Annotated in this window: 9 protein-coding genes and 2 pseudogenes; 5 read left to right on the top strand and 6 right to left on the bottom strand. The window is 72.5% G+C overall.

Translation table 11 applies throughout. From position 1 onward, the window contains the following. Positions 1 to 494 precede the first annotated feature (494 nt). Positions 495 to 671, bottom strand: a pseudogene (locus tag ABZ070_RS02545) (peptidoglycan-binding protein); the annotation flags it as partial. Positions 672 to 848: 177 nt separating this feature from the next. Between ABZ070_RS02545 and ABZ070_RS02550 the strand changes: the two are divergent. Beyond that, the gene (locus ABZ070_RS02550) at positions 849 to 2,915 is read left to right on the top strand and encodes an MFS transporter (protein ID WP_356629089.1); all 2,067 of its coding nucleotides are present in this window, start codon (positions 849 to 851) and stop codon (positions 2,913 to 2,915) included. Positions 2,916 to 3,011: 96 nt separating this feature from the next. Here the strand turns inward: ABZ070_RS02550 and ABZ070_RS02555 are convergent, their stop codons facing one another. Next, positions 3,012 to 3,491 (bottom strand): GNAT family N-acetyltransferase, encoded by a 480-nt coding sequence (locus ABZ070_RS02555; protein ID WP_356629091.1) that lies wholly within the window; start codon positions 3,489 to 3,491, stop codon positions 3,012 to 3,014. Between the two features lie 112 nt (positions 3,492 to 3,603). Between ABZ070_RS02555 and ABZ070_RS02560 the strand changes: the two genes are divergently transcribed. Together ABZ070_RS02560 and ABZ070_RS02565 are read left to right on the top strand one after the other, a co-directional pair. Continuing rightward, positions 3,604 to 4,230, top strand: a complete 627-nt coding sequence (locus ABZ070_RS02560; RefSeq protein ID WP_356629093.1) for a hypothetical protein — start codon at positions 3,604 to 3,606, stop codon at positions 4,228 to 4,230. Then, positions 4,230 to 4,790 (top strand): hypothetical protein, encoded by a 561-nt coding sequence (locus ABZ070_RS02565; protein ID WP_356629095.1) that lies wholly within the window; start codon positions 4,230 to 4,232, stop codon positions 4,788 to 4,790. Before ABZ070_RS02560 ends, ABZ070_RS02565 begins: the two co-directional genes overlap by 1 nt. A 31-nt stretch (positions 4,791 to 4,821) precedes the next feature. Here ABZ070_RS02565 and ABZ070_RS02570 read toward each other — a convergent pair whose 3' ends face one another. The 3 genes from ABZ070_RS02570 to ABZ070_RS02580 form a co-directional block, all read right to left on the bottom strand. Further along, entirely contained in the window at positions 4,822 to 5,163 is a 342-nt protein-coding gene (locus ABZ070_RS02570) for an antibiotic biosynthesis monooxygenase (protein ID WP_356629097.1), read from the bottom strand. Positions 5,164 to 5,508: 345 nt separating this feature from the next. After that, the gene (locus ABZ070_RS02575) at positions 5,509 to 6,180 is read right to left on the bottom strand and encodes an O-methyltransferase (protein WP_356629099.1); all 672 of its coding nucleotides are present in this window, start codon (positions 6,178 to 6,180) and stop codon (positions 5,509 to 5,511) included. 51 nt (positions 6,181 to 6,231) lie between these two features. Continuing rightward, entirely contained in the window at positions 6,232 to 7,353 is a 1,122-nt protein-coding gene (locus ABZ070_RS02580; protein WP_356629101.1) for a DUF2330 domain-containing protein, read from the bottom strand. Positions 7,354 to 7,596: 243 nt separating this feature from the next. Here ABZ070_RS02580 and ABZ070_RS02585 point away from each other — a divergent pair, with 243 nt between their 5' ends. Continuing rightward, the gene (locus tag ABZ070_RS02585; RefSeq protein WP_356629103.1) at positions 7,597 to 9,621 is read left to right on the top strand and encodes a bifunctional glycosyltransferase 87/phosphatase PAP2 family protein; all 2,025 of its coding nucleotides are present in this window, start codon (positions 7,597 to 7,599) and stop codon (positions 9,619 to 9,621) included. Between the two features lie 119 nt (positions 9,622 to 9,740). Here ABZ070_RS02585 and ABZ070_RS02590 read toward each other — a convergent pair whose 3' ends face one another. Beyond that, a complete protein-coding gene (locus tag ABZ070_RS02590) occupies positions 9,741 to 10,349 on the bottom strand; it encodes a TetR/AcrR family transcriptional regulator (RefSeq protein ID WP_356629234.1) in 609 nt (202 codons plus the stop codon). Between the two features lie 169 nt (positions 10,350 to 10,518). On the opposite strand from ABZ070_RS02590, the pseudogene ABZ070_RS02595 reads away from it, so the two are divergent. Further along, positions 10,519 to 13,024, top strand: a pseudogene (locus tag ABZ070_RS02595) (glycoside hydrolase family 3 C-terminal domain-containing protein). The last annotated feature ends 197 nt before the right edge of the window (positions 13,025 to 13,221 follow it).

Here is a 13,221-nt window from a genome sequence, read left to right on the forward strand (position 1 = left end):
GCTCCTCGGCGACCGCGAGGTCAAGGGCGTCCCGCCCGATCCGCAGGGCGTAACCGCCCGATTCGCTGACCAGGGAGTCGGGGGCCTTCCTCCGAGGCTAGGGGTCCGGCACCCGCCCAGTGCAACGTTTCTGCGGGCGTGGGCGCCCCCGGCGCGTCCGCGATGCGCGGCAACGGCGCGGTGTCGCCGCTCACGGCGGCCGATGCCGACGCCGCTCCCGCGGCGAACCCCCGGCCCTGCCCGTCCGGGCCCCGCCCGCCCGCCGCCGCAGTCGCGCCTTCGGTGTCCTCGGCCTGCGTCGCCCACGGCGCCGGCCCCGCCGCAGCCGCGCCTCCCGTGCCCGGGCCCTGCCCGGCCGACTCCGCGGTGTCGGCCGCCGTGTCCTCTCCCTGCGACACGGGTCTCCCCGCCATCGGCGTCCGGACCGGGCGGGGCAGCGGCGGGTGGGGCATCTCGGGTGCCGGGCCGAAGTCGTCGGCGGCCCCCCGCAGGCCCTCCAGCGTCACGTACGGCCTGATCCGCAGCGGGTCGAAGTCCTCCGCCGCCGCGATGTCCGCCCGGCGTTCCGCGCGCAGCGCGGCCCCCGCCCGCTCCGCGCAGTCGCAGCCGGGTCCGGCGGTGCCGTCCCCGTTCCGCGGTCTGTCGCACTCCGGACATCTGTTTCCGGTCATTGCCGGTCCCCTCCCCTTGGAATGCCGCCGATTATGCAGCGCTCCTCCCCGTCACCCAACGCCCCATCCCGGGGCGCGGCCGCATCCTTCGGCTCTCGGCAGGCCATAACCGGACAGACCCACCACGATGGAGGAAAGTGCGAATGGAGAGTGCGCAGCCGGAACGAGGAGATCGGCATGGCCCAGGATGTGAGCAGCGCGCAGTTGAGTCCCGCCCCCGGCGAGGGACAGGACCGGCGAACCGTCCTCGTAGCCATCGGCGCGCTGCTGCTCGGTATGCTGCTCGCCGCTCTCGACCAGACCATCGTCGCCACCGCGTTGCCGACCATCGTCAGCGAACTCGGCGGCATGGACCACCTGTCGTGGGTGGTCACCGCCTATCTGCTGGCCTCGACCGCCGCCACGCCGCTGTGGGGCAAGCTCGGCGACCAGTACGGCCGCAAGAAGCTCTTCCAGACGGCCATCGTCATCTTCCTCATCGGCTCCGCGCTGTGCGGCATCGCCCAGGACATGCCGCAGCTCATCGCCTTCCGCGCCGTCCAGGGCCTCGGCGGTGGCGGGCTGATGGTGCTCTCGATGGCGATCGTCGGCGACCTGGTCCCACCACGCGAACGCGGCAAGTACCAGGGCCTGTTCGGCGCCGTCTTCGGCGCGACGAGCGTGCTCGGCCCGCTGCTCGGCGGCTTCTTCACCGAACACCTCGACTGGCGCTGGGTGTTCTACATCAACCTGCCCATCGGCGTCGTCGCCCTGCTCGTCGTCGCCGCCGTCCTGCACATCCCGGTCCGGCGGACCCCGCACACCATCGACTACCTCGGCACCTTCCTCATCGCATCCGTCGCCACCTGCCTCGTCCTCGTCGCCTCCCTCGGCGGCACGACCTGGGCGTGGAGCTCTGCGCAGATCATCGGGCTCGTCGTTCTCGGAGTCGTGCTCCTCGTCGCGTTCGTCGCCGTGGAGCGGAAGGCCGCCGAACCGGTCCTGCCGCTGAAGCTCTTCCGCATCCGGACCTTCACGCTCGTCGCGGTCATCAGCTTTGTGATCGGCTTCGCGATGTTCGGGGCGATGACGTACCTGCCGACGTTCCTCCAGGTCGTCCACGACATCTCGCCGACCCTGTCGGGTGTGCACATGCTTCCGATGGTGCTCGGTCTGCTGATCACGTCGACCGTCTCCGGGCAGATCGTCAGCCGCACGGGCCGCTGGAAGGTCTTCCCGATCACCGGAACCGCGATCACCGCGCTCGGTCTCGTCCTGCTGCACCAGCTCAAGGAGTCCAGCTCCACCTGGCAGATGAGCGTCGTCTTCTTCGTCTTCGGCGCGGGACTCGGTCTGGTGATGCAGGTCCTCGTCCTGGTCGTGCAGAACGCGGTCGGCTACGAGGACCTGGGCGTCGCCACGTCCGGTGCGACGTTCTTCCGCTCCATCGGGGCCTCGTTCGGCGTCGCCGTCTTCGGCACGATCTTCGCCAACCGGCTGGAGCAGAAGCTCGCCGACGCCCTCGCCGGGCAGCAGGTCCCGCCCGGGGCCGGGCCGGCGGACATCGCCGCGGACCCGCGCGCGATCGCCGAACTCCCCGCCGGCCTGCGACCCTCGGTGCTCCACGCCTACTCGACGTCCATCACCGACGTCTTCCTGTACGCCGTGCCGGTCGTCGCCGTCGCCTTCGTCATCACCTGGTTCCTCAAGGAGGACAAGCTGCGCGCCTCGGTGACCGCGCCCGACCACAGCGAGACGCTCGCCTCCAACCCCGTCGAGCGCTCCTCCCACGACGAGGTGGCCCGGGCCCTGTCGGTGCTCGGCTCCCGCGAGGGCCGGCGGCACATCTACGAGAAGATCACCGAGCGGGCCGGTTACGACCTGCTGCCCGCGTCCAGTTGGCTGCTCCTGCGGATGAAACGCCATGGCGTCGTCGAACCGGCCACGCTCGCCGAGGCCACGCTCGTACCGCTGCGTGCCATCACGGAGGCGGCCCGCGAGGTGGAGGGGCGGGGTCTCGCCCGCCGTGAGGGGCTCGACCTGATGCTCACCGACAGGGGCGCGGAGGCGGCCGTACGCCTGTCCGAGGCCCGGGAGGACTCCCTCGCGGAGCTGCTCGGCGACTGGTGGGGCCCGGAACGGCCGACCGACCTCGTCCAACTGGTGCACGAACTGAACGCGGAGCTCTGCGGGTCCGACGCCGAGCGCCCGCACAGCCCCGAACCGCGCGGCGACCACCAGCGCCCCAAGCGCCACGCCGTCTGAACGTCCCGGACCGTGCCGTCGCTGCCCTCCGACCGTCCCGGACCGGGCTGCAGCTAGGGCCCGCTCGCTGATCCGGCATGATTTAAACGAGCGGCCCTACAGGTCCTTGCCGTACCAGATGTCCATGTACGGGCCCGTGCAGTACGCCGGAATCTCCGCGTACCCGTGCCGCAGGTACAGCCTGCGGGCCTCGACGAGATCGAGGCGGGTGTTGAGCACCATCCGGCGGGCGCCGAGCGAACGGGCCTCGTGCTCCAGCGACTCCATCAGCAGGCCGGCGCCGCCCAGGCCGCGGAAGTCGTGGCGCAGGAACACCCGGGTCAGTTCGGCGCGTTCCTCGTCCAGCATCAACACCCCGCCGCAGGCCGCCGCTTCGCCGTCGCACCGGCCGACGACGAACCGGCCCGTGGGCGGTGTCAGACGCTCGGCCCCGTCCCCGTCCAGACCTGCGTCGACCTCGGCGACGGTCGCCGGCCGGCCCCAGTAACGGCTCGCCACGTCGTGGTAGTAGGCGTGCCTGAGGGCGGTCGCGTCGGGGGAGTCGACGGCCTCGGCAGTCAGGGTCCACACAGTCATGGGAGTTCTGTATCCCACGTGTTGGTTGTTTGGCCAACGATTTCCTGGCTACTCGCAGCGAGGCACGCTCGCGAACAGTGAGCGTCCCACGGGTCAGCCCGGAAGGTGAGTCATGTCAACCCTGACCACAGTTCTGATCGTCGCCGCGGTGATCGTGGTCCTCCTGATCATCGCCGGCGCGCTGTACGCCCGCCGCACGCGTGGACACGGCGGCGGGAGGCGAGCTCTGCGCCGGCGGTTCGGTCCAGAGTACGAACGAACCCTCGCCCGCCACGACCAAGACGCCAAGGCCGCCGACCGCGAACTGCACGACCGCGTGAAGCGCCACGGCGACCTGAAGCCGCAGCCCCTCGCGCCCGGTGTGCGCGAGCACTACGACGCCGAGTGGACCGCCGTGCAGGAACGCTTCGTCGACTCCCCGGCCAGGGCTGTCGCCGACGCGGACCAGCTGCTCGGCCGACTGGCCGCCGACCGGGGCTTCCCGGCAGCGGGCCGCTACGAGGAACAACTCGCCGCGCTGTCGGTGCACCACCCCCACCACGTCGAGGGCTACCGCGAGGTGCACCGCGCCGCGCGCACCGGCTCCGAAGTGAGTACGGAAGGACTCCGCGAGGCGATGGTCGACGCCCGGGCCCTCTTCGAGGACCTGGTGGCGGATCGCGCCGTCGACCACGGCCGCCACCGTCCCGGCCGCCCCGGCCGAGGGCACGCGCTGCACCCGAGGGGGAGTGGCGCCTGATGAAGCACGGCCGTGACGACGAGCGCCACAGGTCTTCCCTGACTGCCGTTCCGCCCGGCGCCCCCGGCGACGCGGGAGACACCCACGTCCCCGCCGCGCCGGACGGGCGGGACGGCAAGCAGCCCGAACGCAGCGCGGCCCACACGCCCCGACCGGCCCCGGGCGGCGAGCCGCTGAAGCCGGCACTCGGCGCCGAGGCCTCCGGGGCGGTGGGCGCGGGTACGGGCACGGACCGGGGCCCGGGGCCCTCGGCCACCCCGGTCACCGCGCCGGGCGCCGGTGACGCCGAGCCGCGGGCGGCCCAACTGCTGCCCCAGCCCGAGCGCGAGCAGCTCGCGCAGCGACTGCAGCACGCCATGACCGGCTTCGTCGACGCCCCGCGCCGCGCCGTCGAGGAGGCCGCCGACGTCCTCCAGGACACCGGCGACCGGCTCACCGCCGCGCTTGCCGAGTGCCGTCGCTCGCTCGGCGAGGAATGGCGGCACGAAGAGAACACGGAGGAACTACGCCTCGCGCTGCGCGCGTACCGCGAGGTGACGGAGCGGCTCCTGCGGACCTGAGCGGTGGCCGGGCCTGTAGGTCTTTTGACCTTCAGGCTTTCGGGGCCGCCTGCTGGACGACCTCGAACGACCACAGGGTGGACCCGGTGGCGGCGGGCTTGGGACGCTCGCCGCCACCGTCGCCTTCGCCGCTGCCGCCGCCGCCCTGGTGGGCGGCCTTCATGGGCCCCTCCATCCATGCCTGGAACGACTCCTCGTCGCGCCACCGGGTGTACACCAGGTACTGGTCGGTGCCCTCGACGGGCCGCAGCAGCTCGAACCACTCGAAGCCGTCGGAGTTCTCCACGGAGCCGGCGCGGGCGCTGAAGCGCTTCTCGAGGGTCTCGCGCTGTTCGGCGGGGACGGTGAGGGCGTTGATCTTCACGATGCTCATGCGGCCATCCTGCCGCACGACGGGGCGGGTGCTCGCTCCCCCACCCCGCCCCTCCCCGGAACCGGGGTGAGCCCCGGACCCCCGCGCCTCGAACTTCCCCGATGGCGTGGCGGCCGGGGGAGGTGCCCCCGAGGGCTGACCTGTGCGCGGCGGGCTGTCTTCGTCAGCCCGTCCGGTGGCACTCCCCTACGCCTGGCGCGTGGGAGGCCCCCTACGGGCCGGAGGCCGCAGGGGGATCGAGGACCCTGCCGAAGGCGGTACGGGGTCCGGGGCCTGCTCCGGTTTCGGGTAGGGCGGGCAGAGGACCGGTCCCCGAGGGCCACGACCCGCCCCGTCCCCCACGCGTCACGCAATCACCCGTGCCACCAGCATCCCGTCGTACCCCTTCACCCCCACGGTCTGCAGCGCCGTCGCGTCCAACCTCGGCTCGCGTGCCACCAGTTCGAACATCTCGCGTGTACCGGTGATCGCCGGGTCCTCGCTCGACGCGTCCGTCACCGCCCCGCCCCGCACCACGTTGTCCACGATGATCACGCTGCCGGGGCGGGTCAGGCGCAGGGCCCATTCCACGTAGCGGGGGTTGTTGCGCTTGTCGGCGTCGATGAAGACCAGGTCGAAGGGGCCCGCCCCCGGCTCCGCCGCGATGCGCGGCAGGGTGTCGAGGGCCGCTCCCGTGCGGACCTCCGCGACCTTGTCGAGGCCGGCCCGGGCGAGGTTGGCGCGGGCCACGTCCGCGTGGGCCGGGTCGTACTCGAGCGAGATGAGCCGGCCGTCGGCAGGCAGCGCCCGCGCCAGCCAGATGGTGCTGTAGCCGCCGAGCGTCCCGATCTCGAGCGCCGTGCGCGCGCCCTGCGTCCGTGCCAGAAGGTGCAGCAGTTTGCCCTGGTTGGGTGCCACGCTGATCGCGGGCAGCCCCGCCGCGTCGCTCGCGGTGAGGGCCGCGGTGAGGGCCTCGTCCTCGGGCACGAGGAGATCGCTGATGTAGCTGTCCACGGCCTGCCATTGCTCCTGAGTCATACCCTTCAACCTACGTTCAGGAGACCGGCGGAGGCACGCGTCAACCTGACTTCAGGAGACCGGCGGAGGCACGCGTGCCGGCGTCGGCCGGCGTCGACCCGCCCGTACGCGCAGCAGCACGGCCGCCGTGAGTGCCACCGCCGCGCCGCCCACCGTCAGCAGCCATGCCGGTACGCCGCCGACCGTCAGCAGGTCGTCGTCGTACACCACCCGCCGAAAGGGTGTGTCCTGCGCGGTGGCCTTCAGTTCGTGGTCGCCGTCGATCCTGCCCGGCTCGGGAAAGCGCTGGTCGAGGGCGGTGAGGAAGCGTTCCTCCCCGCCGGTGAGGCGGCCCACCGCGCCCTGCGGCTCGACCGTGCCCGCAAAGGTCACCTCCGGCTCCGAGCCGCCGATCGTGTCGCGCGGCTCCATGCGGTGCCGCGCGAGGACGAACAGGCCGAGCGACTGCGGTGTCTTCGCCCGCCGGGACAGCCGCATCGGGTAGATGAGCCGGTCGCTGGCGAAGCTGAGCCGCAGCGGATCGAGCGTGCCCGTGAGTACCGCGCCCTTCTCGCGCGGCGCCAGTCGCACGGCCACGTACTCCCAGCCCTGGTCGACGTACGGGCGAAGGTCCTCGCCGAGTCCCTCGGGCAGTTCGAAGCCGTTCTCGTCCAGCCAGTCGCCGAGCGCGCCCGGGTCGGTGGCCGTCAGCCGGGCCACGTCGAAGTCGCCGAGCCGCTCCCGGCCGACCACACCGACCCCAGAGCCGTCCGCGCTCGCGCCCGGTGCCGCCCCGGCCGCGCCGTCGACGTCGTCGAGGGGCCAGTCGCCGCCCCGCGGCCAGAAGTAGTGACGCGTACGGTGCTCGGGCGCCGTGATCCGCACCAGTTCGTCGAAGAGCGCGTCGTCCGCCAGTTCGACGTCGGCCCGCGTCGGCACCGGCATGATCCACGCCGCGTCGGGCGCGTCCGAGGCGACCGTGAAGCGCATGACGATCTGTTCGGTGCGGCCGTCCCAGTCGATCACCGAAGTTTCCCGGTCGACGGACAGTTCCGCGTTCCGGTCGACCACCATCGCCCCGCAGCCGCAGGCGTACGCCGGGCTGATCAGGGACGCGATCTGCAGCACGAGCAGCGCCAGCACCACTGTGACCAGGCGCGCGCCCGGTCCGAATTCTTGTATGTTCCCCCGCATACCTCCTGTGACGGTGCCGTGAACATCTTCGGTTCCGCCGCGGACGTATCCGTTCCGCCGCTCTTTCCGCCGCTCGTTCCGTCGCGATCGGCGGGCAATACCGGCCGGTGACGGGGTGACAGTCAGGCGAACAGGGGGTTGCGTAGGTCTTCTTCACGGGGCAGTGCGACGCTCTACGGACGCGCTGTGGACACCAGATCTACAGACAACTGGACGACAAACGGTGGGGAGGCTCGGCGCGACGTGGCGAACGCGGAACACAGCCCGCGCGGGAGTGCGACGGCGGATTCGAGGATCGGCGCGGCGAGAGCCGCGCTGTGGCTCTTCGCGGTAGTGCTCGCGGTACGGCAGACGGCAGCGGTTCTGACCCAGCCGCCCGGCAAACGGCTCACCGATCTGGGGACGTGGATCGGCGACAACGGCGTCCTGCACGTCCCGGGCTCCCTCTACGAGTCCGGCCGGTTCACCGGCACGCCCTTCGCCGGGCTGGTCCTCAAGCCGATCGCCAGATCCGCGGAACAGAGCCTCGGCGTCGCCTGGACCTTCGGCACGCTGCTGCTCGTGGTGCTGCTCGGTCTGGTCGTGGCCCGTGCCCTGCCGATCCCCGTCTCGCGCCGCAGCACCCTGCTCGCCGCGCCTGTTGCCATCAGCCTCCTGATGCTGTCGCTGCCCGTCCGCAACAGCTTCCACCTGGGCCAGACCAGCATCATCCCCGTCCTGCTCGTGCTGCTCGGCTGCCTCGCGGTGCGCGGGGAGAGACCGGCGGGTGTCCTCATCGGTGTCGGGGCCGCCCTCCAGCCCACCGTGCTGCTCTTCGCGCCGCTGCTGTGGTTCACCGGCCGCCGCCAGGCCGCCGTGACCTCGGCGGGCACCTTCGGCGCCCTCACGGCGCTCGCCTGGGCGGCCATGCCGGGCGACTCGTGGACGTACTGGGTCCACCACGTCGCAGGCGCCGGGCTCGGCGACAACCCCGACAGTCTCGCCAACCAGTCGCTGCACGGCGCGCTCCTCCGCTTCGGCCTCGAGGGCCCCCTCGAGATCGCCGTCTACGTCCTCCTGGCCGCCGCCGTCGTCTTCTTCGGCCTGCGCCGCGCCGTCCACTACGCCCAGGACGGCCAACTGCTCCTCGCCGTGGCCGTGACCGGATGCGTGGCCGTCGCCGTCTCACCGACCGCCTGGCAGCACCAACTGCTGTGGGTGCTCCTCGCGGTCGTCGGCCGAGTCGGCAGGCGAGCGGCCGACCGGATGCTGTGGCCCGTTCTTGTCGTCCTCGCGATCACCCTGCCGGGCAACATGCTGCTGCCCGACATGACGGTCTTCCACCCGGTCCGGGACAACACGCTGCTCATCGCCGCGCTCGCCGCGGCCTGCGCGGTGCCGTACCTGTCGCTGGGCTCGCCCTACTTCCGCCGCCCCGTCCCGACCGAGTACGCCGCGCCCGCCCCGGCCCGCTGGGCCCGGGTGCCGCTGCTGCCGTTCTGGCGGAGGGTGCTCACCCGCCCGAATCTGCTGCTCGAACTGCTCGTCATACGGGTCGGCTACTCCGTCTACTCCCACATCCGCGCCGCCGCCACCGGGAGCGTGGCCGCGGCGGAGGAGCACGGCCGGCAGATCCACGCCGTCGAGGGCGTCCTCGGCATCGACATAGAACACTGGGCCAACCAGGCGGTGGTGAGGACGGAGTGGGTCGAGGCCCTCTTCAACTTCCACTACACGTCGTTCCACTTCCTGGTCCCGCTGTCCATCCTCGGCGTGCTGTACGTCCGCCGGCCCGCCGACTACCGGTGGGCCCGCTCGTCGCTCGCGTTCGCGACGCTCCTCGCGCTCCTCGGCTTCTGGCTGTACCCGCTGGCGCCGCCGCGGCTGATGCCCGGTATGGGCTTCGTCGACACCGTCCACGGCCCGCAGGACTTCGCCAATCCCGACTACGGGGCGATGACCGCCGTCACCAACCAGTACGCGGCCATGCCCTCGCTGCACTTCGGCTGGTCGCTGTGGTGCGGACTGATCGTGCTGATGCTCGCGCCCAAGCTGTGGATGAAGCTGCTGGGGCTGCTGCACCCGCTGATCACGGTCTGCGCGATCGTGGTCACCGCCAACCACTGGGTCCTCGACGCGGTCGGCGGCGCGCTGGTCGTCGGTGCCGGCTTCGGCCTGACGTACGTACTGGCGGGCCGCAGGAACCTGCTGATCCCGCCGAAGTCCGTACCGGCCCCGAGATCGCACGCGGACACGCAGGACGCGGCGGTCCCCGCCGGACGCGCGTGACCCCGGGGGGTACGGGTCCTCCGTACCCCCCGGGGTGGATCGCCGCGTCCAGTAATGGTCCGCCACCTGGGGGCCTTCCGCCACTTGAGTGACGGGCGGGGCGAGCCGCGCCCTGCCGGTCAGCCCCGGCGGCCGGGCCGTGCTTCAGCGTCCCCGCCGGGCCGCGCCTCGCCGTCCCCGCCCAGCAGGGACAGGAAGTCCCGGAACGCCTGCGGCATGTCCACCACCTCCGGCGACAGCAGCCACTGGTACTGCAGACCGTCCATCACCGCCGTCATCAGCGGGGCCGCCCGCTCCGGGGTGAGGCCTCCGGGCAGGTGGTCGCCGTACTCCGCGCGCAGGACGGCCGTCATGTTCTCCCGGACGGTCGCGTAGCGACGGGTGAAGAAGTCCCGGGCCGGGTGGTCCTCCGTGACGCTCTCTCCGAGGAGGGCGGAGAAGGTCTGGATGATGCCAGGCCTCATCGCGTTGTACTCGACGAGTGAGCCCAGCAGGTCGATGCGCCACTGGGTGTCGGGCACCGCGTCCCACTGGTCGCGCTCCTCCAGCACCGCGACGAGCAGCGCCGCCTTGCTGGGGAAGTAGTGCAGCAGGCCCTGCTGGGTGAGGCCGACCCGCTCGGCGATCGCGCCGAGGCTCGCGCTGCGGTACCCGCGCTCGGCGATCACCTCCAGGGCGGCCCGCAGGATCTCGGCCCGCCGCTCCTCACCTCTGACGCCGGCCGCCATCGCGTCCCTCCGGGGTTCTGGTTCCACTGCTGGTAGGACCGTACGACATTGCTTTGTAACGTAAATATAACGTAACCTACCGATCGCCAGGTAGGTGGAGCACGATGGCGCTCACCGCACCGACGTCCCTGCCGCGACGTCGCTGTCACGGACACGAGGAGGCCCCGCCATGCCCGAAGCCCTGGCCGATCCGGAAAGCAGTCGCACCGAGGCCGAAACCGCCGCTGCCCGGGTGCGCGAGGCGGCGGTCGACGCGGCACTCGGCAAGCTCGACCTCGACACCAAGACCCGGCTGCTGACCGGTCAGGACATGTGGTCCCTGCCGGCCGTCCCGCAGATCGGGCTCCGATCGCTCGTCATGTCCGACGGCCCGATCGGCGTGCGCGGTGTCCGGTGGACCGCGGACGACCCGTCGATCGCGCTGCCGTCGCCGACCGCGCTCGCCGCCACCTGGGACCCGGCCCTCGCCCGCCGCGCCGGTGGCCTGCTCGCCCAGGAGGCGCGCCGCAAGGGCGTCCACGTGCTGCTCGCGCCGACCGTCAACCTGCAGCGCTCGCCGCTCGGCGGACGGCACTTCGAGGCGTACAGCGAGGACCCGTACCTCACGGGGGCGATCGGCACCGGCTATGTGCAGGGCGTCCAGGCCCGGGGGGGTGGGAACCACCGTCAAGCACTACGTCGCCAACGACGCGGAGACCGACCGCTTCACCGTCGACAACGTCGTCTCCGCCCGCGCCCTGCGAGAGCTGTACCTCGCGCCGTTCGAGGCCGTCGTCAGAGACGCTCGCCCGTGGGGCATCATGACGGCCTACAACTCGGTCGACGGCACGACCATGACCGAACACCGGTATCTCGTCGGCGAAGTACTGCGGGGCGAATGGGGCTTCGACGGCTGCAACGTCTCCGACTGGATGGCCGCCCGCTCCACCACGGGCGCCATCGAGGGCGGCCTCGACGTCGCCATGCCGGGCCCTCACACCGTCTACGGCGCGGCCCTCGCGGCCGCCGTCCGCGGCGGCGAGGTCGACGAGGCGACGGTGGACGAGGCCGTTCGCAACGTGCTGCGCCTCGCTGCCCGCGTCGGTCTGCTGGAGGGCGCCGAGCCCGTGGCCGCCGAGGCCCCGCCCGAGATCGACGGCCAGGCGCTCGCCCGCGAGATCGCCCGTCGCGCCTTCGTGCTCGTACGCAACGAGGTGGTACCGGGCGCGGACGGTGCCGGACGTGCCCTGCCGCTGGACCCCGCCCGCGTCCGCAAAGTGGCCCTCCTGGGTGCGGCGGCCCGGGACGCCCGCGTGCTCGGCGGCGGTTCCGCGACCGTCTTCCCCGCGCGTACGGTCTCGCCGCTCGACGGCCTGACCGCCGCGCTGCCCGAGGGGTCGGTCACCTACGCCGTCGGCGCCGACCCGAGTGAGGAACTCGCCCCGGCCGGCCAGGGATTCACCCTCCGCGCCCTGTGCCGTGACGCCGATGGGAACGTCATCGGCGAAGGGAGCCTGCCGAGCGGACAGCTCCAGTGGATCGGCGACGACCTGCCCGACGGCGTCACCCACGACGCACTGCGCAGCGTCGAGATCACCGGCACGTTCTGGCCGCGGGAGAGCGGCGAGCACGCCTTCGGCACCCGCGGGCTCGGCACGTTCACCCTCACCGTGGACGGGCAGGTCCTCTACGACGGCACCCAGGCGATGGGCGACGAGTCCGATCCGTTCGAGGCGTTCATCGGCGCCCCGCTCGAGCGCGGCAAGGTGGCGCTCACCGAGGGCGAACCGGTGCGCGTGTCGCTGCTCCACACGCTGCCCGAGCAGTCCGCCGCGCCGCTGCCCGGCGTGCTGTTCTCGCTGGTGCACCTCGGCCCCCGCCGTGACGCGGAGGAGCTGATCGCCGAAGCGGTCGCCGCGGCCCGCGACGCGGACGCCGCCGTCGTGGTCGTCGCCACCACGGAGCGCGTCGAGTCCGAGGGATTCGACCGCCGGGACCTGTGCCTGCCCGGCCGTCAGGACGACCTGGTACGCGCGGTCGCGGCCGTCAACCCGCACACCGTGGTGGTCGTCAACTCCGGCTCTCCCGTCGAGCTTCCGTGGCGCGAGGAGGTGGCCGCGGTCCTGCTGAGCTGGTTCCCCGGCCAGGAGGGCGGCGCCGCGCTCGCGGACGTCCTCCTGGGGGCGGAGGAGCCCGGCGGGCGACTCCCCACCACCTGGGGGGACCTCGACCGGGCCCCCGTCACCGAGGTCGTGCCGACCGACGGCCGGCTGCGCTACACGGAGGACGTCTTCATCGGCTACCGCGCCTGGGAGAAGGCGGGCCGGACCCCTTCGTACGCCTTCGGGCACGGCCTCGGCTACACGCAGTGGACGTACGAGACCATCGAGGTCCGGGGAACGTCGGTCACCGTCGGGGTCCGCAACTCCGGTGCACGCGCGGGCCGGGAAGTCGTCCAGGTGTACCTGGCGCCCGTCGGGGAGGTCGAGGACCGCCCGGCGCGGTGGCTCGCGGGGTTCGCCGCCGTGGCGGCGGAGCCGGGCGAGACTGTGCGTGTGACGGTCGAGCTGCCGCCCCGGGCCTTCGAGACGTGGGACGAAACGGCCGGGACCTGGCGGCGGATGACGGGAGCGTACGAGGTCCAGGCGGGCCGCTCCGTCGCCGACCGCCGCCTGAGCGCGCCGCTCACGATCTGAACGGGCACACCGGTGGCGCCGGCGTTTCATGATGCGGCCACCCCTCCGCCACGTGCCGCGCCCCCGTCACCGGCCGTCTGCGTCTTCGTGCCCGGGGCGCTCGTACGCGTGGTGCACGTCAGCCACCCGCCACCGTCGCGGCGCCCTCCCCGGACGCCACGACCGTGCCCCTCCCGGGCGGCGCGACGCCGTAACGC

The organism is Streptomyces sp. NPDC006283 (assembly GCF_040613325.1).
In the GTDB taxonomy this organism is placed as follows: domain Bacteria; phylum Actinomycetota; class Actinomycetes; order Streptomycetales; family Streptomycetaceae; genus Streptomyces.